The following is a 26,155-nucleotide window of genomic DNA, read 5'->3' as shown; positions in this document are numbered from 1 at the left end:
GTAAAACTCTATTTATAACATCAATACTTATGCTTTAATGCCCACAAATGCAGTAGCTCACTAGCAATAGTGGCTGCAGCAATCGCAGTAAGCTCACTTTGGTCGTACGAAGGTGATACTTCAACAACATCCATACCAATCATATTAATGCCTTTAAGGGCACGTAATATCTTAAGTACTTTATCTGATGTTAATCCACCACATACCGGTGTTCCAGTACCAGGGGCAAACGCCGGATCTAAGCAATCAATGTCAAAAGTGATATACACAGGTAAATCACCTACTCTCGCTTTAATCTGCTCAGCAATCGTTTGCGCCGATAAATCATTGGCGGCCATCGCATCAATCACTGCAAACTCGTGTTTGCTTTGATCAAAATCAGTACGAATACCAATTTGGATACTATGATCAACATCAATCAGCCCTTCCATCGGCGCATGGTAAAACATGGTCCCGTGATCGTAGCGTGAGCCATTACTATAAGTATCAGTATGGGCATCAAAATGCACCAACGCCATTTTACCAAAGCGCTTAGCGTGAGCACGTAACAACGGTAAGGTTACAAAGTGATCGCCCCCTAAACCTAAAATTGCTTTACCTTGGCTTAAAATACCCGTCGCAGCTTGTTCAAGCTTAGCGGTAAAGTATTCAGCGTCACCGACAGGGTAAGTAAAATCTCCAGCATCAGCCAGTTTTAGGCGTTCGAACAATTTGAACGTCCATGGGTATTTTGTTTCTTCCCATGCTAAATGCACTGATGCACGACGAATCGCATCAGGGCCTAAACGCGCACCTGGACGTCCTGAAGTTGCCATATCAAATGGCAAACCTAACACCACAACATCAGCATTGATGTCAGTAATATTTTGTACCATTGGCTGACGTAAGAACGTCATGCCATTGGAATACAATGAGTGATCTGGATGATCAAACAAAGTGGTCATATTAAAGCTCTTCTAAATAAGTATAACCGTCTAAACCTGCTTGCAATTCATCAAGCACACTTTGCTGCTCATCTGCTGGTAATTTTGCAGCCACTAGCTGTGCGTACGATGATTGAAAACCTTCTACATCAAGATGAACATAGCGCATCATGTCAGCTACAGTGTCACCTTGGTTTATTTCTACAATGCTTGCGTCGCCTTGCTCATCCATGTGTACCATTGCACTGTGGGTGTCGCCAAATAGGTTATGCATGTCACCTAAAATTTCTTGGTATGCCCCCACTAAGAAAAAGCCCATTAAATAGGGTTTTTCAGCACTAAATGCCGGCACTGGTAAGGTACTCTCAATGCCTTGCCCATCAACGTAATGATCTAGTGCACCGTCAGAGTCACAGGTAATATCTAACAATACTGCGCGTCTTTGTGGTGCCTCAGTTAAGCCACTTAATGGCAATACCGGAAATACTTGGTCGATTCCCCACGCATCAGGCAATGACTGAAACAATGAGAAATTAACAAAAAACTTATCCGCTAAACGGGCATTAAGTTCATCTATTATCGGGCGATGAAAACGGTTTTTGTTATCCATGTGTTTATTAAGCTCATAACACACACGTAAATTTATTTGCTCAGCCCAGGCGCGTTGAGTTAAATCTAATAATCCCATCGCAAACTGGTTATGTGCTTCAGCTAAATCACCTTGGCTATCATGATATATCTCAATTAATGCACGGTCGTCTGTCAGCACATGAAGTTGCTGCCACGACAGCCACATGTTATTAAGCAATAATGGCGCGTCATCTGCTGGCGCTTGAATTTCTTCAGGCTCATAACTTTCAGTGCCAATCACATTAGAGATAAGCACTGCATGATGCGCTGTTAATGCACGCCCAGACTCAGAAATAATAGTCGGGAATGGTTGCTCGTACTGCTTACAAATATCACCAATGGTGTAGACAATATTATTTGCATACTCAGCTAAGCTATAGTTCATCGAGTTGTGAGACTGGCTCCGTGTACCGTCGTAATCAACCGCTAAACCGCCACCGACATCTAAACATTCAATTTGTGCACCGAGTTTGCGTAGTTCACAATAAAAACGCGCCGCTTCGCTAACACCTAAACGCACATCGCGAATATTCGCCATTTGCGAGCCTAAGTGAAAATGCACCAACTGAACTAAATCAAGTTGATCAGTCTCTTTTAAACGATTAACAACATGTAATACTTGTGAAGCGGATAAACCAAATTTTGATTTTTCACCGCCGCTAGCTTGCCATTTTCCTTTACCCTGCGACGCTAAGCGCACGCGAATACCAATACGCGGTTTTACGTTCAGCTCTTTAGCTTGGCTTAGTACCATGTCCAGCTCAGACAGTTTCTCAAGTACGATGTACACTTTATGGCCTAACTTTTCGCCAATTAATGCTAAGCGCACATATTCTTTGTCTTTGTAGCCATTACACACAATCACTGCACTGGTTTTTTCAGCTAATGCCAATACTGTTAATAGCTCAGGCTTACTGCCCGCCTCTAAACCTAGTTGCTTCTTTTCTACGTTCGCTTGGCTTGCAACAATTTCTTCGACCACTTCGCGCTGTTGGTTTACTTTAATTGGATAAACAAGCAAGTAATCTTTTGGATAACCATAGCTTTCAATCGCAGTATTAAATGCAGCACATAAGCTGTGCACGCGGTGATGCAAAATTTGTGGAAAACGAACCAACGCAGGTAAACTCAAGCCTTTATCTTCAAGTTGTTTTGCAATATCAATAAGTGCGATGGTTTGCTCTGGGGCATCAGCCTTGGGCGCAACATACACATCACCTTGATCATTAATACCAAAAAAACCTTGGCTCCAATGACGAACATTGTAACTCGTGCGAGCTTGTTCTAGTGATGTTGTCTCTTTCATTTATCTTTCTCTTTTATTTGATGAATGCCTTGCGGCTGTTGCGCGCATTAAAGGAAAAATAGCTTATCAAGTCCAACAAGTATTTTTGCTCGTAACGAGTGAGTTTTAGTGTTGATAACAACGGCCCTTTTATTTGTTGGGCACTGGAGTCTTTAGTATAAAAAATAGAAGGCTTAAAAGGGAATATATATATAAAAGTTAGCCGAAAACGTGACTCTCAATGATAAAAGTGGCGCTGACCAAGGCCATTTAAGCATATAAATGTCGACTTATATCCGTGTATAAGCCGTAGTTGTGTAGGAGATTAAATCGATGAAGTACTCAAAAACTAAAACACAAAGCGTAGGCAGTTTCTAGCCACTAATTAGCCTTATTGACTGAGCCCTAACTCCATAAACAAGCTATGTGGATTATCGGTATAATTACCAAAACTTGCACAGCGTTTAAAACCTAAATTTTCATACAGACTAATCGATTCAGCCTGTTTCGGGCCTGTTTCTAAGCGGATCAAAGGGATCTCTTCTTCGCCAGCATGATGCAATAAAATTTGCATTATACGCCGAGACAAGCCTTTACCACGATGACTTGGTTTGACATATAGACGGCGTATTTCACCATAAGGTACTGTGTCGAACTGTCTGACAATCGCACCACATGCAACAATACCCTCCTCGCTTTTTAAGCCAATGGCGTACACATTAGCTTGACCAAGCTCACTCACCGACAGCGATTGCGCCGTGGCTACTGGGTACAGAGAATTTATAAGCCTATCGATATCAGAAAAAACATTAATCACATCCGGATCATCAGGGGTTAAGTCGACTAACTGCATAAAAGCTCTAATTATATTTATTGTTTGATAACAAACTATACCGAATTGTTGCAAATGAACAACCCAGAACTATGGATTTTTCATTTATTTGCTGTCTTATTAGTCACGACTTTGTCGTATGTCAAAATAACAGCATTTAGCTATTTTCTAAAAAGTAGCAAACACGTCAAGATAATAGTTTGCTGTGGTGTTAAACGTTAGCGACTTTTATAAAAATACGGGTTAAAAAATAAATTAACGACTAAAGCTTTAACGCCCTGCGTCGATAAATAGCTAAGTTAACGTTAAAGGAATAACAATGAAACTCCCCAATCTTGGTCAAGCGCAGCAAATAGCTTTGCAAACGGTGTCGGCCAATCGCGCCACGGAGTTTAAAGCCGCCGCTTCTCTTGTCGAACCACAAGACCTCCTTTCAACGCTCGAAGACGCAGCAAGTACGCCCCTTTATGATCCATTCAAAGGCCGCAAACTTAATCAAGATTACACCCCCTCTTCTTACATTGGTATGAACCGTTATAAAGTCACCTCTAGCACCACCATTAACATAGGTGAACCGATTAAAGAGCCGACCTATCGCTATGGTGACTTTACAGATCCCGATGATATAAATGCTTTTTTAGATCAAGTAGACCGGCTTGAAGGTGAACATAAATTTATGTTCCAACACCTAAAACCAACACAAGAACTACTTGATTTGGTGCAAAAAATGAGTGATGAAGAGCTTGCTGTATTTAGTCAATTTGTTGTTACAACATCTAGCTATCACTTTGGCACAGAAAACAACAACAGCAGTGCACAGTTAATTTCAGCTTTAAGCAAACTGTCAGATGATGCCTTGAGCAGTACCCTCGCAACAATGGATAAATTATTACAACAAGGGAATGATTATAAGAAGCCGGTGTCACCATTAGGTGAAAATGAGCATGGTAATGAAAGAGTCGAAATGATCAGTATGCCTGAAACCATAAACTGGTTTAAATCAAACTATAAGGCTAACAGTGCAAAATATGAATTGGCAAATGACTACACCAATTTATTAATAGAAAAAAACCTCAGCGAAGATCAACTTATGCAGTTAAATGACCACTTATCTGACAGTACGCTTACACAAAGCAGTGGTATCATCGACATGATTAGCTTAGTTAAAAACCATCAAACGGATGATGTATTGGCAATGTTCAATGAAGTTGATAAAGACCGTGAACCTAACTTATTTAGTTACCTTGCACTGCAAACTAATTATCAAGCCAATAAGCAGTATTACCAAATGGATAATGGTAAGTTTGTTGCACAACAAGACAATATTAGCTCTGACTCTAATAGACGTGAGCTTTATAGCAATATCTTAAACGCCTATAACGACATTGGCATGGGCTGGATAAACGATGCGCTAGAGCAATTCACAGGGAGTCCAGCGCAGATCCAAAACGAATTATGGCAAACACTACTTGATGATAAGGAAAAAATGCCTGAGCAGTTTACTCGCTCAGATTCGGTTGAGGCATGGGCAATAAATAATATTGCTCGGATAGAAGATGCATTTCACGTAAAACAAATGAATAAAATTTATGATTATAATAGCGAGCGACTAGTTCCTGATTTAATCGCCAAGCTTAGTTTTTTTAGTAGTGGTAATATTCACAGTTCAGCTGATAGTAAAGAGCCCAAAACTGACTAATTCTAAATCAATCAACTGTAGTCAAAGAACTTGCGATGCTCTGCTCCGGCTAAGTTGGCATTCACCTTATTAGGATGTTTATACTCACGCCAGTTTGCCACATTACGGCCAACATTTAATTTCGCAAAGTCAGTATCGCCCTCAGGCGACATTCCCAAAAACTGTTTTAGCTTCAACAGGCCGCCAGGTTCGCTTACATCAAGCGATAAAAAATCATCACGGTCTTTAAAATAATGAAACACTGCGTGTTGATGTTTAGTATAGCAATCTGCTAACTCGCGCTCACTCAACGGGTAAATAGAGGGAAACGTTTGATGAAAGCTGCGCTTTAGAACCGGGCTAAAGTGCCCTGTTTTAAGATCAAGATGTGGCGCCATTTTTTCAAGCAGCATCGTGATGGATGGCAACCATGCTTTTAGGTCTCGGTTTAAATAAATAAACTTAGCACCAGGAAATAACCCGTCTAAATGCATATAGTCACTAAAACACGGTGCGTCAGATATAGCATCAGCTATTTCAAACGCTTTTTTAGTAAACGCGGTATGCGCAACCAACAAGCCCATTTCTAACAACGCAACACTGATGCTCGTGGTGCCGGTTCGAGGTAGACCGATAATAAATATCTTAGACATCTAACGTCACTCATTTTTAAAAGGCCGTTAGTATATACCTAAATGACAGCATCACCCACAGAGCAACAACAAAGTTAAGCGGTAGTTTAACCGCAAGCTCCCTTATTTATTATCCATATTACTACGGTGCCCATAACTCAATACTCGAGTAATTTCTAATTTGTCGCCTAAGTCATGCCAAAGCATCACAAAATCAGCTTTACCGTCACATTTATAGCCGCCATTTTGACAAAATATGTGAGTTCCTTTGGTCATCACACCAAAATCTTTAATGGTAAACACTTCAAACGTGCCGCTGACCAACTCCCGCGTATACTTGCCACATGCATATTGTTTAGTATTAGCTATCATGGAATTGCGATCCCAGGTAACTCCACCGTTATCATGATAAAACTCAACACCTTCCGCGAAGTAGCTCGCGTGCTTAGCAAGTTGTACTGGGTTATTACAATGATTAAAAGAATCAAAAAGTCCTGTATCTAAACGCATCATTTTACTTTGCAAATCAGTAACATCAGCCTGACTTACCAGCGGCATTAGTAACAATGCAAACAGATATAACTTTTTCATAGTCATTTAAAGCTTCCTGCGTAATAAACGAGCCGATAACATCTCTCGTTTAATTTATTATTGTTGATATATAAACCATATCCCAGTGTTTGTTGCGATTCAATCAGTAACTCCGATTTTTCTATCAATATAAAGATAATGCTTTTTAGACCATACACTCTATTGCTCATTAGATATTAAACACTTTGTTACGCAAAAATACTGTTCAAAATATCTGAGCAATTTATACTGAGGGCAATGTCGATATGATCAGAGGTTTTAGCGTGCAGTTTACACAAGGTATGGAATATTTTTTTTCGGGCTTCAAATTAATTACCCAAAAAGGCTTGAAGCGATTTGTATTTATTCCTTTATTAATCAATATCGTGCTTTTTGGTAGCTCATTATTCTTTTTATATGGCTGGCTTACCGATGGGTTTGCTTATTTAAATGATCTATTACCAACATGGTTAAGTTGGCTGGAGTGGCTGATGTGGCCTATTGCAGTATTAGTGATTTTATTTAGCTACAGTATGCTGTTTTCGGTGATCACTAATTTCATTGCCGCGCCCTTTAATGGCTTACTCAGTGAAAAAGTAGAGCTGTATTTAACCGGGCAAAAAATTAATGATGATGGCTTAGCGGAGATAGTGAAAGATGTGCCACGAATGCTTGGCCGTGAGTGGACTAAGTTGTGCTATTACCTACCACGTGCCATTGGCTTTTTTATCTTGCTATGGATATTACCTGTTATCGGCCAAGTGTTATGGGTGATGTTTACCTGTTGGATGTATGCCGTGCAATACAAAGATTATCCGTTTGATAATCACAAAATTTGCTTTAAAGAAATGAAAGAAGACTTAAAACAAAAACAAACTCTCTCGTATGGATTCGGCTTAGCAGTATTGTTGCTTACAGCCATTCCTATCGTGAATTTAATTGTTATGCCTGTCGCTGTGTGCGGCGCAACTCGCTTGTGGGTTGATCAATACCGCCCTAACTACCGCGAATAAAAAGCTCAGAGGGGACGACAATATAAGCCATTATTAAGTCCCCTATTTGCAGCACTTTTTACACTAAAACTTGCCGTGTATTAGCAATGAAATGATGCACTTCGCGCTCAATTTTAGGATCAACTGGCTGCTCTGGAGCGCGATCATTTGGGCATGGCATCCTTGGAGTTGTGCCAAACAAACGACAAATTAATGGCCGTTCATCATATACAGTGCATCCCTTTGGACCTAAGTGTACACAATTAAATTCATTTAATGCCGCTTCGTGCTCTGCATCGCTTTTTACCGGTAATCGCGACATTTCTTCAGATGATGTTGTCACTGGACCGCAGCAATCATGGCAACCTTCAACACATTCAAACGATGGAATGTTAGCGCGTAATCGCAAGATTACTTTTTGGTTTTTGTACATTTATATTTACCTTTTATAATGCAGTGCACTCATGCCGCAACTTAACTAATTCTCCATAACCCCTATATTACGCGTTATATGCTGTAACTTGCAATGCTATGTTAGTGCAGACTTACGCCATAACGTAAAAGCACAGCTAATGCTGTGCTTTTATATATCTAAACTTTGCAAGCTTATTAACTATATAGACTTTGTGGCACTTTAGTGACGTTCAAATGAACAGTTACTTCTTCCCTATCGTGATAAAGATGCTTAGCTTGTAATTCATAGCTTATACCGTATTTATTAAGCTCTTCTTTGATCATCGTTAAGCACTCATACACACTGTCAAAGCGCTTTTTCATTGGCAGCTTTAAGTTAAAGATAAGTTCTTTCGCGTATGCGTTGACCGCCCAATCAATCATAAGACTGGTTACTTTGGTTGGTTTTTCTACCATATCGCATACTAACCAAGTAATATTTCTTTTCTCAGGGCGGTATTTAAAACCATCAACACGGAAGTGCTTAACTTGACCTGTTTGCATTAAATCATCATTCATTGGGCCGTTATCAATGGCGCTAACAAACATACCGCGACGCACTAGTTGATACGTCCAACCACCTGGGCAGGCACCTAAGTCAACACTGCGCATACCGGCTTGAACCCGCGCTTCACGATCTTTTTCCGCAATAAACACATTAAACGCTTCATCCAGTTTTAAGGTCGAGCGACTCGGTGCATCACTTGGCATTCTTAGTCGTAATATTCCCATAAAAAATGGGGAATTATTATAACTATATGAATGACCGACAAACGCGGTGTTATTAGTTAAAAACATGATGTGCATTACGGGGCGATTGGCTTTAGGTTCGCGTAACACGGTGTTTTGTTTCTCTAAAGCCTTTTTAAGTGGGGTAGAGATTTTTTTGCAGAAAGTTAACAACTCTTTGCCTTCATTGGTATCGGGTGTTTCTACCCGTAGCTCTGAGCAAAGTGGAAAATCGACCGCTGCTTTTACTATTTCGCCAACACGATCTTCGACGGGCATGTTTTCAAGTAAAGTGCCGGCAAACCACTGACGGGCAAATACCATATTTTTGAAATCAACCTTTTTGATGATTTCATCACTATGCTGCGCTTCAAAACATTCGTAAATAACATAGCCGGTATTTGGCTTTGCTTTTACATACCCAGCAAAACCTTGCTCTGCGGCATGAAATGTTATTTCTGCAGCGGCATCATTTTCAAAACCACTACGGCAGTAAATCACTACACTTGACATAAAAACCCTTTAATTGCTCTTTTGAGCGATATTCTCTATTAAAATTTAAACCGTGCTACTTGCACTAATAAAATAGTCCAACCAATAATAAAACATAAACCACCAACGGGTGTGATGGGGCCAAGCCACTTATAACCGGTGATTGCTAATAAATATAAACTGCCACTAAACAAAAAAATACCAGCAATAATAAACCAACCAGCCGATGTGAGGTTAATTCCCCATTTTATTAAAATGGCAATCGCAATTAACGCAAGGCCATGCACCATCTGATACTCTGCCGCAGTTTTAAATACGCCAATAGCATATTCAGAAACACGGCTTTTTAAACCATGAGCCGCAAAGGCGCCCAACACCACTGATAGCATGCAAAATAAACTGCCAGTCATTAAAAATAGTTTAATCATGATTTTTTTCCTGCTAAAGATGCCTTTAAATATGCTGTTTGATAAAACTAGCAGCGTGCTCAGCGGCAGTTTGCACATTACCTAACTCTGTAAAGCCACTGCGTTTGCGTGGTTTTAAGGAATGATCGCCATCAGCTAGCCACACAAACTCTGGGCGTTTATCCAGTTGTAGCTGTGTTAATTCGTCACGGGTACCAAATGTATCGCGCTCGCCTTGGAGCACCATAAACGGGCATGGTATTTTACCAAAATGATCAATGCGTAATTTATCAGGCTTGCCTGGTGGATGAAATGGATAGCCAAATGCCAATACGCCTGAAATTGTAGGCATTGTTACTCGCTCTTCACTGACAAGCATTGATGCCATCCGCCCGCCCATTGACTTGCCACCAATAAATAACGGTAAGCTTGGCTGTACAAAGGTTAATATATGTGCAAAGTATTGCAGTAATTTAGGCGCACGATCTGGCGGGCGACGCTTATTGGTTTGCTTGGCTATTTGCATATATTCAAAGTCAAATAAGCCAACATCAATACCTTGCTCTGCCAGCAAGCTTGCCATTTTCTGCATAAATCCTGAATCACTAGCGGCTCCAGCACCATGGGCAAAAATAAATTGTGCCAAAGCGGGTTGTTGGTCACTTTTAATCCATTCGATAGTCATATTAATACTCTTGCTCTTGTTCAACTAAACTCAGCATCCACTGCTTAAACGATACTATTTTGCCTAATTCAGATTGCGTTTCACGACTTACTAAATAGTACGCATTTTTACTTTCTAAACTGTGGTTAAACGGAATAACTAAACGTCCTGCATCAATATCAGGTTTAGCAAGCACACTGTTACCAATAGCAACACCTTGACCATGCACTGCTGCTTGCAACACCATTGATGAGTGGCTAAATATAGGTCCTTGGTTTACTTGCACATTACGAACACCGGCGGTTTTCATCCACGTTTTCCAGTTCTTACGGGTGGTATCGTGTAATAAAGTATGGTTTGCCAAATCACTTGGCTGATCCAGCGGCTTTGGCCCTGTTAATAGCATGGGGCTACACAAAGGTACTAAGTATTCGGTATGCAGTTTATGCGTTTGCACGCCACTCCAATGACCACGGCCATAATAAATAGCCACATCAACATCATCGGTGAGTGAGTTTTCGTCTTGATCTTGGGCTTTTATTCGTACATCTATCTCAGGGTGCAGTTCGTTAAATAAGCTCAAGCGTGGCACTAACCATTGAATAGCAAAGCTGGGCGTTAAACTCACGGTTAATGAGCCTTTTGCACCACGGGCTAATAGCTTTTCGGTAGCATCAATTAGCTGAGTAAATATTTCTTTAATATCTAAAAAGTAACCTTGGCCTTCTTCGGTGAGTAATAAAGAACGGTTTTTTCGCAAAAATAGTTTTAAGCCAAGATGCTCTTCTAAAGTTTTTATTTGATGACTTACCGCCGCCTGTGTGACGTATAACTCTTCAGCCGCTTTAGTAAAACTCAAATGCCGAGCAGCAGCTTCAAATGCTTTTAATGCGTTTAGTGGCGGAACACGTCGAGACATAGTGATCAAACTTAGAATTAGTTTTTCTTATGGATAAGATTATATACACATGCCAAGGAAGTGTATATTCAAGACATAAAAAAAGCGACTTTCGTCGCTTTTCTTATCACGCTTTGCGATTACAAGTCGCTGGCGCTGGTATCCAATGGGCCAAAGCTTTTAACTAAATCATCCACGGCTTTCATTTGACTTAAATAGCCTTCCAACTTACTTAATGCAAGTGCACATGGGCCATCACATTTAGCTTCATTAGGATTAGGATGCGCTTCAATAAATAAACCCGCTAACCCTAATGCCATGCCGCTGCGAGCAAGTTCTGCCGCTTGTGCACGACGACCATCGGCAGAATCACTGCGCCCACCTGGACGTTGTAAAGCATGAGTGGCATCAAAAATAACCGGAGCCATTGGTTTCATGTCATCCATACCCAGCATATCAACGACTAAGTTATTATAACCAAAGCTTGAGCCACGCTCGCACAATACAACATTGTTATTACCCGCTTCATTAAATTTAGTAATGATGTGGCGCATTTCGTGCGGGGCTAAAAATTGTGGCTTTTTAACATTAATAATTGCGCCCGTTTTCGCCATTGCGACCACTAAATCTGTTTGGCGCGCCAAAAATGCTGGTAATTGGATCACATCAACCACTTCTGCCACAGGCGCTGCTTGATGCGGCTCATGGACGTCAGTGATCAAAGGAACATTAAACGTTTTTTTAATTTCTTCAAAAATCCTTAAGCCTTCTTCCATGCCAGGACCACGGTATGAATTAATTGATGAACGGTTTGCTTTATCAAATGACGCTTTAAACACATAAGGAATATTAAGCTTAGTGGTCACTTCTACATAATGCTCGGCGATACGCATTGCTAAATCACGAGACTCAAGTACATTCATGCCACCGAACAATACAAACGGTTTTTCGTTTGCCAGTTCAATATCATTAATTTTAATTAAATGGTTGTTCATTTTTATTCCTTAAGGTGCAACTGCTTGCATCATTAAACCACAAATATATGCCATATACGTGCCTACGCCATAGCCCAGAACGGCTAATAATACCCCAACTGGCGCAAGCGATGGGTGAAATGCCGAAGCAACCACAGGTGCCGATGCCGCACCGCCCACATTCGCTTGTGAGCCAACGGCCATATAAAATAGCGGCGCTTTAATTATTTTTGCCACAATTAACATTAAACTGGCGTGGGTAAGCATCCAAATTAAGCCAATGACGAAATACATAGGCGATTCAAATATAGCCGTAATATTCATATGAAGGCCAATTGATGCCACTAAAATATACAAAAAGCTGGAGGCTACTTTAGATGCGCCAAAGGCTTCAATATGACGTACTTTAGTAAACGACAATGCAATACCTATGGTCGTCGAAATAACAATTAACCAAAAGAACTTGCTGTTTAAGCTATATTCTTGTGCCCATGGAAAATTAGCGCCAAAGTAAGGTCCTAAAAAGTCTGCACAAAAATGCGCAAGACCGGTAATACCAAATGCAATTGCAATGATCAGCATATAATCATTGAGTGTTGGCAGACGTGCGTGCTCGGCTTGGTATTTTTCAACGCGATTTTTTAACTCTTCAATCGCGCTAGTATCCGCGCCTGTTTTCGCATCAATGGCTTTATGGTTGGCAGCCATTAACAGTAATACTGCCATCCATAAATTAGCGACAATCACATCTACCGTAACCATTGCTGAGAATATATCTCCGCCAACTTCAAACATTTCTTTCATCGATGCTTGGTTTGCACCACCACCAATCCAGCTTCCAGCAATCGTGGTCATGCCACGCCATACTGCATCAGGGCCATGACCACCGACTGCTTCTGGATACACTGCGCTCATGATCAAAATGGCCAACGGGCCGCCGATCACAATACCCGCAGTACCGGTTAAAAACATAATTAATGCTTTCGGACCAAGATTAATAATGGCACGTAAATCAATACTAATGGTCAGTAAAATTAAGCACGCCGGAAGCAAGTAACGTGATGCTACAAAGTACACATTAGATGAATGACCATCAACAATGCCAAAAGTATTCAATAGTGAAGGTAAAAAATAGCACAGTAATAATGCTGGGACATATTTGTAAAACTTTTTCAGTGCGCTATTTTGACTGTTCGATGTTTTAAAAATAAAGCCTAATATTACTGCTAATAAACCAAAGACAACCGCGTCATTGGTGATCAGGGCAGTATGGGCGTCAGCCATGTAAATTCCTTAAAAGTTAATGGTGAGTTTTGTGATTATCTTCGAGTTCTTCAAGTTGATGCTGAATAATATCAATTGCAGGATCATCTGGACACTCATCGATAAAAAATTGTAAGTCGTCACGTGCCATTTTCGGACAATCAAGCTGGTTAAGTAAATAGCCTCTGTCGCGTCTTTCGTACGGATCATCGCCTATTAGCTCCATCAGCATCTCAACACAGCTCAAAGCATGACCAAATTTATTACTGCTAATAAAGGCCCACTTTTGTTGTGCTAGATAAAGCTTATACACTTCTTCGTCAAAAATGAGCTCAAGCGGCTCTTGCTCATCACCATTTTCTTCACTGGCGTTTTCAGGAATAATATACCAACTTTGTTGACCTGAACTCGGCTCAAGTAAATAACCTTCCTCATCGCTAATAGCAACATGGACATTTATTTCACTATTATTAATCGTTACATTTGCATCAAAACCTGCATGGTTCAGCAAATGGCATAATAAAATACCCAGTGTTGTTTCAGAACCACTGCGCATACTCAGCATATAGCTAAAACTATTTAAGGTGTATTCTGGGACTTTTAAACTGGATACGCTAAATAACCACTGAGTAAAAAACATGTCAACCAACGCATCAAACCGTTCGTGAATATCAGGGTATTGTTGGCATAGTTCGGTGACTTGATTTTCAAAGTCGCTCAGTGTGGCAAAGCTATCACTTAAATCAGCTTGAGGATCCCACTTCGCTTCAGCGCTTATACAACGATACAACGCTTGGGGAACGAATGTGTCAAAAGCCTCATCTTGATAGGATTCATTTTGATCTTCAAACCAAGGGGTGGTCATTAATACGGCAACATCTTTAATAGAAAATGAATGACTAGTTTACCTATTTTTTTACACAGATACCAACGTAGCGCGCTAGATTAACGTTCAAAGACTGTTTAGTGCAGCCTTTGAACACGTTTAGTTACAAAATAAACGCTGTTTTGGCAACCGCCAGCTTACCAATGAAGGCAATGACCGCAGTCGTAACAACTAAAAACACAATTTTTATACTGGTTTTTTGCTGTTTACTGGCAATAATACCCAGTACAATGTACGCCACTACAAGAATAATCTTTTCAAGCAGCCAGGTTTGTTCTAGTGGATTAATTTTTGCAATTGCCATCAGCGCGAAAGCTGAAATAAGTAAAAACGTATCGGTTGCGTGACTACCAATAAATACCAATTTATTTTTAGCGATTGCACCACTGCCGAGGCGAGAAAATGAACGTACATAAAATAGAACAATGCTTAAAACTGCAATTGCCATGTGTGTGTGTTTGACTGCTAAATAATCCATATGCCCCTAACTACTCATTAATGTTAAAAAAGAAATTGTACCAATGTTATTAAACATACTCATTCTAATGCGTTAAATAACTCACCAGTTCAATGCACTGGGTATTATTTTTTAATCTGGAAAACGGGTTAAAATTTCTTCAAGCTCCGCTAGGTTGTCGTTAAATGCATCGACCAGTTTAGGCTCAAAATGTTTGCCTTTTTGCTGATTGATTTCATTAACGACATCATCAAGCGTCCACGCTTCTTTGTAACAACGTTTATGGCGCAGCGCATCGTACACATCTGCAAGCGCCACTATACGGCCAAAGATATGAATGTCTTGTCCTTGCCTTCCTTGTGGGTAACCTGAACCATCCCATTTTTCATGGTGATCACGTGCAATTTGAGCACCCGCATTAACGATTTCTCGACGAGAGTCTTGTAAGATAAGGTAACCTTTTTGAGTGTGCGTTTTCATGATTTCCCACTCTTCGGAGGTCAATTTACCCGGCTTATTTAAAATAGCGTCAGGAATACCGACCTTACCAACATCATGAAGTGGCGACGCTAAACGAACTAAGTCAGCCTCACGTTTCGATAAACCATACGCCAGTGCTAAAGTATTACATATATGCGAAACCCGCTTAACATGATTACCTGTTTCGGTTGAACGCTGCTCCAGAGCTTCACTTAAACGAAGCACTAACTCTTGCTGAGTAGCTTCGACCTCGGATTGTAATTGCACATTCTCATACGCTAACTGTACATTTTGCGAAAATATTTCAATCAAATGGCGCTGTGTATCCGATAAGTCGTGTGGAATACCAGATATAAAAAGCATTGAATTATGATTATGTTCGCTGCAACAGTATGCAAACAAATAATTGTCTTTATAAACAATGTTTTTATCTCTAAATGCTTGCTTACATGCTGATAGCTGCTCGGTATTCAAGACCTCTTCAATTGCTTTACCTTCGCTGCGTTCAAAATCGCCTCGCCCAGAAAATACCACTAATTTATGCTGATTATCTTGTGGATTACCTGCCACTAAACTGGTGGCGTACATTGCTTGATCAACGGTGCCGAGCAACGATGTTAATTGTTGCATCACCCCTTCAATAAAGTGATCAAGTGAGTGCGCTGAAAAAATATCTCGAGATGCTTTAATGATTTTTTCAAGACCTTGACGAGATTGTTCAATCGATAAAATATCGCGATAAGAACGTAAGCTCGACATCACTACAGTAAATAGTTTTTGTGCGGTAAGTTCTGTTTTTGATTTGTAGTCATTGATATCGTAATTAACAATAACTTGGCGCTCTGGCGCTTGGCCGGGTTGACCAGTACGAAGGATAATACGTATATGATTATTTTTAGCGACTTCACGAATATATTGCGCGACTTTCAAGCCTGCATCGTCGGTTTCCATCACCACATCAAGCAGTACTATTGCAGCATCGGGATTATTATCTATTTGTACTTTAGCCTCAGCCCCTGAGTATGCACTAATAAACTCTAAACGCTTGTCTTGAAACTCAAAATCACTTAATGCCAGTTTCGTGACGGCATGAACCTCAGGCTCATCATCAACAATGATGACTTTCCATGTCCCCTTAACTACATCACTTTCTACTTCTTGTGGTTCATCCGAAAACAAAAAATCATCCATCATACTGAGTCCTCAAAGCGTTTATTTTGCTCTCGCACTGTAATTGTTATAGTTATCCCGGCCACTGTGCGAGCGTTACACGATCGTTATTTGCTAAATCTTTAACTGTAAGTATATTTGTATACGCCATTTGTGCAAAAAAACTATGCACTTTAGTACTTTGTTGATATCCATGCTCAATAACAAGGTAACCATTTGACGTTAAAAAATTGCGTGCTTGAGTAATAATATACTTGATATCAGCCATACCGTCATCATCGGCAACTAACGCAGAAAGTGGTTCAAAACGTACGTCACCTTGATTTAAGTGAATATCATCATATTCGATATACGGCGGATTACTAACTATTAGATCAAACTTTTGTGCTGTAACTTGGCTAAACCAATCACTTTGCACAAAGTCTACATTAATAAAGCCTAACCGCTGCTTATTTGTATTCGCAAGCGCTACAGCATCAGTAACCCTATCAACCCCTGTGATTTGCCAAAGTGGCATTTCGCTGGCAAGTGCAAGCGCAATTGCACCAGTCCCAGTGCCTAAATCAAGCACTTTAGCGGCCACAGGTAAAGGTAAACTGAGCGTATATTCAACCAGTGTTTCGGTATCTGGACGGGGGATCAGCGTAGTGGGATTAACCTGCAGTGGCAAACTCCAAAATTCACGTGTGCCCGTTATATGAGCCACTGGCTCACCTGTTAAGCGACGTTGACAATAACTTTCGAATAGCTGTTGTTGTTGCGGTGTTAACTTTTGTTCTGGCCAGCTAAATAAGTAGCTACGTGGTTTTTGTAATACGTCGAGCAATAATACTTGAGCGTCTAATTTGGCACTATCGCTGCTACTTTGCAGCAGCAAAGTAGCACGCGAAACAGCACTTTCAATCGTGTCGGTCACGATTACTCATCACCCATAGCGGCTAGTAAATCAGCCTGATGCTCTTGCATTAGCGGCTCAATCACACAACCTAAGTCGCCGGCAACTACCTCATTTAAACGGTATAAAGTGAGGTTGATACGGTGATCTGTAATACGTCCTTGCGGATAGTTATAAGTACGAATACGTTCCGAACGGTCACCGCTACCGACTAAGTTACGACGCTCTGATGCTTCAGCCGCGTGGCGTTTTTCATCTTCCGCTTGTTGTAAACGTGCAGCAAGCACTGACATCGCTTTCGCGCGATTTTTATGCTGTGAACGTTCATCTTGACACTCAACCACTACACCTGTTGGTAAGTGGGTAATACGAATTGCCGAGTCAGTTTTATTAACGTGCTGACCACCGGCACCTGAGGCACGGAACGTATCAACTTTAATATCAGCGGTATTAATTTGAATCGCTTCAGCTTCTGGCACTTCAGCCATTACCGCAACAGTACACGCAGAGGTATGTACTCGTCCTTGCGATTCAGTTTCTGGCACACGTTGTACCCTGTGAGCACCAGATTCAAACTTCAATTGCCCATACACGCCTTCACCACTAATGTTAGCAATGACTTCTTTGTAACCACCGTGCTCACCTTCATTGGTGCTCACAATCTCTACTTTCCACTTTTTAGTTTCAGCATAACGGGTATACATACGGAATAAATCACCAGCAAAAATGGCTGCTTCATCGCCCCCCGTGCCGGCACGTACTTCTAAAAACACATTATTATTGTCGCGCGGATCTTTTGGTAGCATCAACACTTGTATTTGATCTTCGATAGCAAGGATTTGCGCTTTGGCTTCTTTGTATTCTTCTTGCGCCATCTCACGCATATCAGGATCCGAATCCTTTAGCATTTCTTCTGCTGTAGCAACATCATCTTGTGTTTGCTGATAGCCTAAAAATGCTTTTACAATTTCTTCCAACTCAGAATATTCTTTTGAAAGCGCACGAAAACGATTTTGGTCGCTAATAACTGACGGATCACTTAGCAGCGCTTGTACTTCTTCATAACGCTCTACTAAGGTTTCTAACTTACGATAAACGGACTCTTTCATGTAACTGCTATTCCTGATCAATACCTAACATTTTCTTTAATTGGCTTAACTGAGCAACTTCACCTTTTTTAGCCGCATCTTGAATTGCACGGGTAGGCGCGTGCATTAGGCGGTTGGTTAACTTGTTGGCCAGCTCTAAAATAATTTTTTCTGCGTCTTTACCGGTATTTAATTGGCTTATTGCCTTATCAACCAGCTCAGACTTAATATCGTGTACATCTTGGCGATAAGAACGGATCAGATCGACAGAGTCGAGTGAACGCATCCACATCACAAATTCCGCACAGCGCTGGGTAATAATCACTTGCGCTTCATCGGCGGCTTGTTCTCTTGAAGCGATATTTTCGCTTACTATTGCCTGTAAGTCATCAACCGAATACAAATAGGCCGCATCTAATTCACCAACTTGGCTTTCAATATCGCGCGGTACTGCAATATCAATAAATAACATTGGCTTATTACGGCGTTGTTTTAGCGCTTGTTCAACTACCCCTTTACCAATAATTGGCAAAGTACTTGCTGTCGAACTGATCACTATATCCGCCTGATGTAAGCGTTCAGGTAACTGCGCTAACGCAATAACGTCGGCATTAACATCTTCTGCCAGTAGGCGTGCACGCTCTATGGTGCGATTCGCCACGGTGATCTGTTGTGGTTCATTTTGATATAGATGTTTCGCTACCAGCTCAATTGTTTCCCCGGCACCAATTAATAGCACTTTGGTTTTATCTAACTTGCCATATATATGTTTAGCTAAATTAACCGCAGCATAAGCAACAGACACCGCACTGGCGCCTATATCGGTTTCCGTTCTTACTTGTTTTGCTACCGAAAAGGTTTTTTGAAATAACCGGTCAAATACCACACTCACCGAATTGTGATTTTTGGCGCTATTATAAGCTTGCTTTATCTGACCAAGAATTTGCGGTTCACCTAGCACCAGAGAATCTAGGCCACATGACACACGCATTAAATGATTGATAGCATCATTATCTTGATGACAATATACATTACTGCTCAGTTCGTATTCATCCAAACCGTGGAAACTAGCTAACCATTGCAACAGTATTTGGGAATTTTGCTGAGCGAGGCTACAATAGATTTCTGTTCGGTTACATGTGGACACAATAACCGCTTCATTAAACTGATCGTGATCGCTCAGTTGCTGTAATGCTTCTGACAATTGCTCAGGCGAAAAGGCAACCTTTTCGCGTAATTCTACAGATGCGGTTTTATGATTAATACCAAGTGCTACTATGGTCATATGTGCCAAATATTGCTAAGCCGTGCTCGAAAGACGATAATTTTACCAAAAATCAGCGGAATATGGAAAGTAAGGAACGACATTTGATTCGACTATATTTGATTTTACTCATATTTTTTTTATTTTTAAGTGGTTGTGCGCAGCAAATTAGCCCTCAAACAGCTCTTTATGACGATTGGAAGTCGCAATTATCACAACAAACCAATTGGCAAGTTGAAGGAAAACTGGCTTTTATTAGTCCAGATGAACGCCAATCAGCAAACTTAAATTGGCAACAACAAGAACAGTTAAACCAACTTATTTTAACGAGTTTTATCGGTACCCGTGTTTTAGCATTAACACAAAATACTAACGGCGCTGAACTTGAATACGATGATCACATTTACCATGACATTAATGCATCGCGCCTGCTTGCTAGGCTCACTGGTTTTAATATACCGATGGACAGCGCCGATAATTGGTTAAAAGGCACTGTTGACGATCCAAGTTTGCAAGTTGATGAACTAGGCCGAGCAAAAAATGTAACTTGGCACGCACCCGATGGCGATCAATGGCAAATAAGCTATGCTGATTACCAACAATACGCCGGATTTTGGTTACCTAAAAAGCTCACGTTAAAACACCAAGATATTAAAATAAAAATTCAACTTTACGAGTGGCACTTTAACTAACATGACTACGCACACTATGACTTCATTTTCGTTATTGGCTCCTGCCAAACTCAATTTATTTTTACACATTAATGGCCGTCGTGAAGATGGCTATCATGAACTGGAAACCTTATTTACTTTTTTAAATTATGGCGATCAACTCACATTTACTTTGACTGAAACAACTGAAATTGAAGTCACTGGTGACACCACCGATATCCCCCTAAAAGATAATTTGATCTATAAAGCGGCCGTTTTATTACAAAAACACACAAATTCCCTTTTTGGCGCAAAAATAAATTTAACTAAAATATTACCCATGGGAGGCGGCGTTGGTGGTGGTTCTTCAGATGCGGCCAGCACACTTTTAGCGCTTAATAAATTATGGCAATGCCAGTTATCACTATCTGAATTAGCAGCGCTTGGCGTGCAGTTAGGCGCAGATGTGCCGGTGTTCATTAACGGCAAAAGCGCCCTAGCTCAAGGCATTGGCGAGAAGTTAGTGAATGTAGAGCTGCCGTCAAAATGGTATTGTGTAGTGCATCCAAGTGAACATGTCAGCACCGCGAAAATTTTTACTCACCCAGATTTAAAACGCAATACACCGAAGCTAAAAGGCCACTGGCAGCAACAAACATTAGCCAACGATTGCGAGCCTTTAGTTAAAAAGCTCTGCCCTGAGGTTGAAAAGACCCTCCAGTGGTTGCTAAAATACGCTCCGTCGAAGATGACTGGCACAGGTTCATGCTGTTTTGTTGAATTTGCCACGCAAAAAGAAGCGCAACATGTTCTTGAAAATCTCCCCCATAACTGGGACGGTTTTATTGCCAGCAGCGTTAATATCTCTCCTGCTCATACGCAGTTGGACGCTATACATTGAAGCAATGAAGTAACGTACAAGTAAATAAAGTTTAAGTTAATAAGCTATACTTTTTTTATCGCTTATTAGTCCAAAAATTCAGTGCCTGAGGAACCCTACCGTGCCTGACATGAAGCTCTTCGCTGGTAACGCAACACCTGAGTTAGCTCAAAAAGTTGCAAAACGTTTATATATTGAAGTTGGCGATGCTGTTGTTGGCCGTTTTAGCGACGGTGAGATCAGTGTTCAAATTAATGAAAATGTTCGTGGCTCGGATGTTTTTATTGTGCAATCAACCTGTGCCCCTACTAACGATAACTTGATGGAGCTTATTGTAATGGTTGATGCCTTACGTCGTGCATCTGCAGGTCGTATAACAGCCGTCATTCCTTATTTTGGTTATGCACGTCAAGATCGCCGCGTGCGCTCTGCTCGCGTACCAATCACAGCAAAAGTTGTTGCCGATTTCTTATCAAGTGTAGGTGTTGACCGAGTTCTAACGGTTGATTTACACGCTGAGCAAATCCAAGGCTTCTTTGATGTACCAGTTGATAATGTGTTCGGTAGCCCAGTGCTACTTGAAGATATGAAAGAGCGTCAATTTGATGATGTTGTTGTTGTATCACCTGATATCGGCGGTGTAGTTCGTGCCCGTGCTATTGCTAAGTTATTAAACGATACCGATCTTGCCATTATTGATAAGCGTCGCCCACAAGCGAATGTTTCTCAAGTAATGCACATTATTGGTGACGTTGAAGGCCGTGACTGTATCATCGTTGATGATATGATCGATACTGGCGGTACCTTATGTAAAGCAGCTGAAGCACTTAAAGAACACGGTGCTAAGCGAGTATTCGCTTACGCTACTCACCCTGTACTTTCTGGCCAAGCATTAGAAAACATTCGTAACTCAGTAATTGATGAAGTGATTGTAACTGACTCAATTCCACTGTCTGCTGAATTAAAAGCAATTGATAAAATTAAAGTGTTAACACTTGCAGACATGCTAGCTGAAACAATTCGCCGTATCAGCAATGAAGAATCTATTTCAGCGATGTTCGAACACTAAACTTGGTTTAGTTAAAATATCCTGATGTAATAAAGCGCCTCGTTGGCGCTTTTTTTATGTATCGTGTTTCTTTTAATTAGTCGCGGTGGTATGATAGCGCGCCTTTTGGCTAGGGACCTTGGTCGCAAAGGCCCTACACTATTTAATTATTGGAGACATCATGTCTAACGAAACATATACATTTAATGCAGAATTACGCACAGCTACGGGTACAGGTGCGAGCCGCCGCCTACGTCGTGAAGATAAAATCCCTGCGATCCTTTACGGTGCTGACAAAGAAGCTGCATCACTTACTTTTGAACACAAAGATATTATCAAAGCACAAGAAAGTGAAGGTTTTTACACTCACATCCTTACTCTTGATATCGCTGGTGAAAAAGTTGAAGCTATCCTTAAAGATATCCAACGTCACCCGTTCAAGCCTAAAATCACTCACCTTGATTTCCAACGTGTAGATGCTACTCACAAACTTAACACTAAAGTACCAGTTCACTTCATCGGTGAAGAAGCGGTAACTAAAGCGGGTAACACTGTAGTTCACCAATTAACAGAAATCGAAATCACGTGTCTTCCTAAGTCACTTCCTGAATTCGTAGAAGTTGACGTAGCTGGCCTAGTTGCTGGTGACTCAATACACATCTCTGACGTTAAACTTCCAGCAGGTGTTTCATCTGTTGATTTAGCGAAAGGTGCTGATCACGACCAGTCTATCGTAACTATCAAAGCTAACAAAGCTGCGCCAGTTGAAGACGAAGCTGCAGAATAAATTTTAAGGTTTGCACCTTGAATTCTATTCAAATGCTTGTGGGCCTGGCTAATCCAGGCCCCGAATACGCAAACACACGCCACAATGCAGGTGCTTGGTTCATCGAGCAACTCGCTGCACGCTACAACTGTACGCTAAAACACGATCCTAAGTATCACGGCCTTACCGGCAAAGTGATCATCCAAGGTCAAGAATTCAAATTACTGATCCCTACTACTTATATGAATTTAAGTGGTAAAGCTGTCGGTAGTTTAGCCAACTTTTTCAAAATTCCTGTTGAGAGCATCCTAGTTGCCCATGACGAAATGGATTTAGAACCCGGTGTTGCCAAATTAAAAAAAGGTGGCGGACACGGTGGCCATAATGGTTTAAAAGACATTATTGCAAAGATGGCAAATCAAAAAGATTTCATGCGTTTGCGCGTTGGCATAGGTCATCCAGGACACCGTGAAATGGTGACCGGATGGGTGCTTGGAAAAGCAGCCAAAGAAGACCAAGAGAAAATGGATGCCGCAGTAGATGAAGCAGTTCGTTGTATGGAAATACTTGCAAAAGACGGTGTGTTAAAAGCACAAAACAGACTACATTCGTTTAAGCCATAATTGGTTAAGCGGATCTAAACAAGGTATCTTAACTATGGGTTTCAAATGTGGCATCGTCGGTTTGCCTAATGTTGGTAAATCAACACTTTTCAATGCATTAACCAAAGCGGGTATTGAAGCCGCTAACTTTCCTTTTTGTACCATCGAGCCAAATACGGGCGTGGTACCGGTGCCAGATCCTCGTCTAGACGAACTTGCAAAGATTGTAAAACCACAACGTATTCTTACAACGAGTATGGAATTTGTGGATATTGCGGGTCTTGTAAAAGGCGCATCGAAAGGGGAAGGTCTTGGTAACCAGTTTTTAGCTAACATTCGTGAAACCGATGCAATTGGCCACGTAGTGCGCTGCTTTGAAGATGACAACATCATTCACGTTGCAGGTACCATTGATCCTGCTGATGATATTGATGTGATCAACACCGAGTTAGTACTTGCTGATATGGATAGCGCTGAAAAAGCCCTTTTCCGTAACGCGAAAAAAGCCAAAGGTGGCGATAAAGACGCAAAAGAACAAAATGCCGTACTTGAAAAAGTAAAAGTACACCTTGATGAAGGCTTAACTTTACGTTCTTTAGCATTAACTAAAGAAGAAAAAGCGGCTATTAGCTCTGTTAACTTCTTAACAATCAAACCAACTATGTACATTGCTAACGTAGCTGAAGATGGTTTTGAAAATAACCCATATCTTGACCGTGTACGCGAAATTGCTGCTGCTGAAGATGCTGTTGTTGTGCCTGTATGTGCCGCGATTGAATCTGAGCTTTCGGAACTAGATGAAGAAGATAAACTTGAGTTTATGGCCGATCTTGGTCTGGATGAGCCAGGTTTGAATCTAGTGATCCGTGGTGGTTATGAGTTACTTCATTTACAAACCTACTTTACTGCAGGTGTAAAAGAAGTACGTGCATGGACAATCCCAGTAGGTGCAACTGCGCCACAAGCTGCAGGTAAAATCCACACTGACTTTGAGCGTGGCTTTATCCGTGCACAGACCATCGCTTTTGATGACTACATCGCCTATAAAGGTGAAAGTGGTGCAAAAGAAGCAGGTAAGATGCGCCAAGAAGGCAAAGAATACATAGTTAAAGATGGCGATGTAATGAACTTCTTGTTCAATGTTTAACACCATCCCAGTGTGACCTATCACCTTTAGTGATTTTTAAAGGCTCGTTTTTACGAGCCTTTTTTATTTTTGCACTATCATTAAATATCAGCTGTTGTGAATAAGTCACAATAAAGCAGTTAAAAAAACACCATTTTTATTAAAATTTAGCCTGTTAGCCTATTTTTCCCGCAAACAAACCAAGATACGTGTTTTTTTGCAAAAAAGGTGTTGACGGATTTGGGTCATATCAGCATAATACGCCCCGCACTCAGCGATGAAGTGCTAACAAAAAAAGATGGCTAAGTAGCTCAGCTGGTTAGAGCACATCACTCATAATGATGGGGTCACAGGTTCAAATCCCGTCTTAGCCACCATTATTTTTTGTTGCTCAATGAAGAGTTTAAAATAACTACCTAGTGTTTTATTACACAACGTATGCGGGAGTGATGGAATTGGCAGTTGTCTTGAATTAGACGCTGGGTTAAGGTTCCAAAACGTTGTTACCTGTATATACGATGCGGGAGTGGCGGAATTGGTAGACGCGCTGGATTTAGGTTCCAGTATCTTAGGATGTGAGAGTTCAAGTCTCTCCTTCCGCACCATATTCTTGATAAGAATTAAAATTATCAATTGTTATTGTTGGGATATCGCCAAGCGGTAAGGCACCAGGTTTTGATCCTGGCATTCCCAGGTTCAAATCCTGGTATCCCAGCCAACAATGGCTAAGTAGCTCAGCTGGTTAGAGCACATCACTCATAATGATGGGGTCACAGGTTCAAATCCCGTCTTAGCCACCATTTCTTTTTTAGAAGTGGCTCTGCAAGAGTTAAATTGCAACTCAATGAAGAGTTTAAAATAACTACCATTTCTTTGATTAATTCAAAGTGATAATGCGGGAGTGGCGGAATTGGTAGACGCGCTGGATTTAGGTTCCAGTATCTTAGGATGTGAGAGTTCAAGTCTCTCCTTCCGCACCATGTTCTTGATAAGAACTAAAACTATCAATTGATTCTTTGTTGGGATATCGCCAAGCGGTAAGGCACCAGGTTTTGATCCTGGCATTCCCAGGTTCAAATCCTGGTATCCCAGCCAACTTCTTCTACCAAAGAATGTTGTTAAAGAATAACTCTAGCTACGAGTATAAACAGCAAAAACGTATATAATTATACGGACTATGCGGGAGTGGCGGAATTGGTAGACGCGCTGGATTTAGGTTCCAGTATCTTAGGATGTGAGAGTTCAAGTCTCTCCTTCCGCACCATGTTCTTGATAAGAATTAAAACTATCAACTATTTCTTTGTTGGGATATCGCCAAGCGGTAAGGCACCAGGTTTTGATCCTGGCATTCCCAGGTTCAAATCCTGGTATCCCAGCCAACTTCTTCTACCAAAGAATGTTGTTAAAGAATAACTCTAGCT

At 41.0% G+C, this 26,155-nt stretch carries 25 protein-coding genes, 8 tRNA genes and 1 pseudogene; 16 read left to right on the top strand and 18 right to left on the bottom strand.

The features are described from left to right. Positions 1-20 precede the first annotated feature (20 nt). The 3 genes from speB to H5180_RS08660 all read right to left on the bottom strand — a co-directional run bounded on the left by speB (position 21) and on the right by H5180_RS08660 (position 3,691). Positions 21-944 (bottom strand): agmatinase, encoded by a 924-nt coding sequence (gene speB, locus H5180_RS08670; protein ID WP_145240669.1) that lies wholly within the window; start codon positions 942-944, stop codon positions 21-23. A 1-nt stretch (position 945) separates the two neighbouring features. Beyond that, positions 946-2,859 carry a biosynthetic arginine decarboxylase gene (speA, locus tag H5180_RS08665; protein ID WP_145240667.1) on the bottom strand — a complete coding sequence of 638 codons (1,914 nt, stop codon included), beginning with the start codon at positions 2,857-2,859 and terminating at the stop codon, positions 946-948. A 370-nt stretch (positions 2,860-3,229) separates the two neighbouring features. After that, positions 3,230-3,691 (bottom strand): N-acetyltransferase, encoded by a 462-nt coding sequence (locus H5180_RS08660; RefSeq protein ID WP_145240665.1) that lies wholly within the window; start codon positions 3,689-3,691, stop codon positions 3,230-3,232. Positions 3,692-3,989: 298 nt separating this feature from the next. Between H5180_RS08660 and H5180_RS08655 the strand changes: the two genes are divergently transcribed. Then, the gene (locus H5180_RS08655; protein WP_182758061.1) at positions 3,990-5,369 is read left to right on the top strand and encodes a hypothetical protein; all 1,380 of its coding nucleotides are present in this window, start codon (positions 3,990-3,992) and stop codon (positions 5,367-5,369) included. 11 nt (positions 5,370-5,380) lie between these two features. On the opposite strand, the pseudogene H5180_RS08650 reads toward H5180_RS08655, so the two are convergent. Together H5180_RS08650 and H5180_RS08645 are read right to left on the bottom strand one after the other, a co-directional pair. Beyond that, positions 5,381-5,995: pseudogene (locus tag H5180_RS08650) on the bottom strand (sulfotransferase); the annotation flags it as partial. Positions 5,996-6,103: 108 nt separating this feature from the next. After that, the gene (locus tag H5180_RS08645) at positions 6,104-6,577 is read right to left on the bottom strand and encodes a DUF4440 domain-containing protein (protein ID WP_259399556.1); all 474 of its coding nucleotides are present in this window, start codon (positions 6,575-6,577) and stop codon (positions 6,104-6,106) included. A gap of 275 nt (positions 6,578-6,852) precedes the next feature. Here H5180_RS08645 and cysZ point away from each other — a divergent pair, with 275 nt between their 5' ends. Further along, positions 6,853-7,563: a sulfate transporter CysZ gene (gene cysZ, locus H5180_RS08640; protein WP_220493073.1), complete on the top strand. Its 711-nt coding sequence runs from the start codon at positions 6,853-6,855 to the stop codon at positions 7,561-7,563. A gap of 58 nt (positions 7,564-7,621) precedes the next feature. Here cysZ and H5180_RS08635 read toward each other — a convergent pair whose 3' ends face one another. The 13 genes from H5180_RS08635 to hemA form a co-directional block, all read right to left on the bottom strand. Next, positions 7,622-7,975, bottom strand: a complete 354-nt coding sequence (locus tag H5180_RS08635; RefSeq protein ID WP_145240659.1) for a YkgJ family cysteine cluster protein — start codon at positions 7,973-7,975, stop codon at positions 7,622-7,624. A gap of 176 nt (positions 7,976-8,151) precedes the next feature. Continuing rightward, on the bottom strand, positions 8,152-9,237 hold the full coding sequence (gene rlmM, locus H5180_RS08630) for a 23S rRNA (cytidine(2498)-2'-O)-methyltransferase RlmM (RefSeq protein ID WP_145240657.1): 1,086 nt from the start codon (positions 9,235-9,237) through the stop codon (positions 8,152-8,154). A 38-nt stretch (positions 9,238-9,275) separates the two neighbouring features. After that, a complete protein-coding gene (locus H5180_RS08625) occupies positions 9,276-9,644 on the bottom strand; it encodes a DUF423 domain-containing protein (protein ID WP_182758059.1) in 369 nt (122 codons plus the stop codon). 25 nt (positions 9,645-9,669) lie between these two features. Next, positions 9,670-10,308 carry an alpha/beta family hydrolase gene (locus H5180_RS08620; protein WP_182758058.1) on the bottom strand — a complete coding sequence of 213 codons (639 nt, stop codon included), beginning with the start codon at positions 10,306-10,308 and terminating at the stop codon, positions 9,670-9,672. A gap of 1 nt (position 10,309) precedes the next feature. Continuing rightward, positions 10,310-11,206: a transcriptional regulator GcvA gene (locus tag H5180_RS08615; protein ID WP_145240653.1), complete on the bottom strand. Its 897-nt coding sequence runs from the start codon at positions 11,204-11,206 to the stop codon at positions 10,310-10,312. A gap of 119 nt (positions 11,207-11,325) precedes the next feature. Beyond that, the gene (kdsA, locus tag H5180_RS08610) at positions 11,326-12,180 is read right to left on the bottom strand and encodes a 3-deoxy-8-phosphooctulonate synthase (protein WP_145240651.1); all 855 of its coding nucleotides are present in this window, start codon (positions 12,178-12,180) and stop codon (positions 11,326-11,328) included. A 9-nt stretch (positions 12,181-12,189) separates the two neighbouring features. Further along, the gene (locus tag H5180_RS08605; protein WP_145240649.1) at positions 12,190-13,443 is read right to left on the bottom strand and encodes a DUF819 domain-containing protein; all 1,254 of its coding nucleotides are present in this window, start codon (positions 13,441-13,443) and stop codon (positions 12,190-12,192) included. A gap of 16 nt (positions 13,444-13,459) precedes the next feature. Then, the gene (locus H5180_RS08600) at positions 13,460-14,287 is read right to left on the bottom strand and encodes a tetratricopeptide repeat protein (protein ID WP_145240647.1); all 828 of its coding nucleotides are present in this window, start codon (positions 14,285-14,287) and stop codon (positions 13,460-13,462) included. A gap of 124 nt (positions 14,288-14,411) precedes the next feature. Beyond that, positions 14,412-14,786 carry a SirB2 family protein gene (locus H5180_RS08595; RefSeq protein WP_145240645.1) on the bottom strand — a complete coding sequence of 125 codons (375 nt, stop codon included), beginning with the start codon at positions 14,784-14,786 and terminating at the stop codon, positions 14,412-14,414. A 111-nt stretch (positions 14,787-14,897) separates the two neighbouring features. Then, positions 14,898-16,439: a response regulator gene (locus H5180_RS08590; protein WP_182758057.1), complete on the bottom strand. Its 1,542-nt coding sequence runs from the start codon at positions 16,437-16,439 to the stop codon at positions 14,898-14,900. A 49-nt stretch (positions 16,440-16,488) separates the two neighbouring features. Beyond that, a complete protein-coding gene (gene prmC / locus H5180_RS08585) occupies positions 16,489-17,331 on the bottom strand; it encodes a peptide chain release factor N(5)-glutamine methyltransferase (RefSeq protein WP_145240643.1) in 843 nt (280 codons plus the stop codon). A gap of 2 nt (positions 17,332-17,333) precedes the next feature. Then, positions 17,334-18,419 carry a peptide chain release factor 1 gene (prfA, locus tag H5180_RS08580; protein WP_145240641.1) on the bottom strand — a complete coding sequence of 362 codons (1,086 nt, stop codon included), beginning with the start codon at positions 18,417-18,419 and terminating at the stop codon, positions 17,334-17,336. Between the two features lie 7 nt (positions 18,420-18,426). Continuing rightward, positions 18,427-19,683 carry a glutamyl-tRNA reductase gene (gene hemA, locus H5180_RS08575; RefSeq protein WP_182719176.1) on the bottom strand — a complete coding sequence of 419 codons (1,257 nt, stop codon included), beginning with the start codon at positions 19,681-19,683 and terminating at the stop codon, positions 18,427-18,429. An 83-nt stretch (positions 19,684-19,766) separates the two neighbouring features. On the opposite strand from hemA, the gene lolB reads away from it, so the two are divergent. From lolB to H5180_RS08505, 14 genes are all read left to right on the top strand, one after another. Then, the gene (gene lolB / locus H5180_RS08570) at positions 19,767-20,354 is read left to right on the top strand and encodes a lipoprotein insertase outer membrane protein LolB (RefSeq protein ID WP_149980714.1); all 588 of its coding nucleotides are present in this window, start codon (positions 19,767-19,769) and stop codon (positions 20,352-20,354) included. 1 nt (position 20,355) lies between these two features. After that, positions 20,356-21,213, top strand: coding sequence for a 4-(cytidine 5'-diphospho)-2-C-methyl-D-erythritol kinase (ispE, locus tag H5180_RS08565; RefSeq protein ID WP_257325560.1), 858 nt, complete (start codon positions 20,356-20,358; stop codon positions 21,211-21,213). Between the two features lie 100 nt (positions 21,214-21,313). Continuing rightward, the gene (locus tag H5180_RS08560; RefSeq protein WP_145240635.1) at positions 21,314-22,261 is read left to right on the top strand and encodes a ribose-phosphate pyrophosphokinase; all 948 of its coding nucleotides are present in this window, start codon (positions 21,314-21,316) and stop codon (positions 22,259-22,261) included. A 160-nt stretch (positions 22,262-22,421) separates the two neighbouring features. After that, positions 22,422-23,027 carry a 50S ribosomal protein L25/general stress protein Ctc gene (locus H5180_RS08555; protein WP_145240633.1) on the top strand — a complete coding sequence of 202 codons (606 nt, stop codon included), beginning with the start codon at positions 22,422-22,424 and terminating at the stop codon, positions 23,025-23,027. A 17-nt stretch (positions 23,028-23,044) separates the two neighbouring features. Next, the gene (pth, locus tag H5180_RS08550; RefSeq protein ID WP_145240631.1) at positions 23,045-23,629 is read left to right on the top strand and encodes an aminoacyl-tRNA hydrolase; all 585 of its coding nucleotides are present in this window, start codon (positions 23,045-23,047) and stop codon (positions 23,627-23,629) included. 34 nt (positions 23,630-23,663) lie between these two features. Continuing rightward, positions 23,664-24,755, top strand: a complete 1,092-nt coding sequence (gene ychF / locus H5180_RS08545; protein ID WP_145240629.1) for a redox-regulated ATPase YchF — start codon at positions 23,664-23,666, stop codon at positions 24,753-24,755. Between the two features lie 279 nt (positions 24,756-25,034). Beyond that, a tRNA-Met gene (locus H5180_RS08540) sits at positions 25,035-25,111 on the top strand. Positions 25,112-25,254: 143 nt separating this feature from the next. Then, positions 25,255-25,339 (top strand) — tRNA-Leu (locus tag H5180_RS08535). 38 nt (positions 25,340-25,377) lie between these two features. After that, a tRNA-Gln gene (locus H5180_RS08530) sits at positions 25,378-25,452 on the top strand. 5 nt (positions 25,453-25,457) lie between these two features. After that, positions 25,458-25,534 (top strand) — tRNA-Met (locus H5180_RS08525). A gap of 95 nt (positions 25,535-25,629) precedes the next feature. Continuing rightward, positions 25,630-25,714 (top strand) — tRNA-Leu (locus tag H5180_RS08520). A 40-nt stretch (positions 25,715-25,754) separates the two neighbouring features. Beyond that, a tRNA-Gln gene (locus tag H5180_RS08515) sits at positions 25,755-25,829 on the top strand. Between the two features lie 84 nt (positions 25,830-25,913). After that, positions 25,914-25,998 (top strand) — tRNA-Leu (locus tag H5180_RS08510). 40 nt (positions 25,999-26,038) lie between these two features. After that, positions 26,039-26,113: transfer RNA gene (locus tag H5180_RS08505), tRNA-Gln, on the top strand. The last annotated feature ends 42 nt before the right edge of the window (positions 26,114-26,155 follow it).

Source organism: Pseudoalteromonas sp. SR41-4 (assembly GCF_014163985.1).
Classification (GTDB): Bacteria; Pseudomonadota; Gammaproteobacteria; order Enterobacterales; family Alteromonadaceae; genus Pseudoalteromonas; species Pseudoalteromonas rhizosphaerae.
Note: the sequence above shows the minus strand (reverse complement) of the source record. Positions and strands in the feature narration are given on the sequence as shown.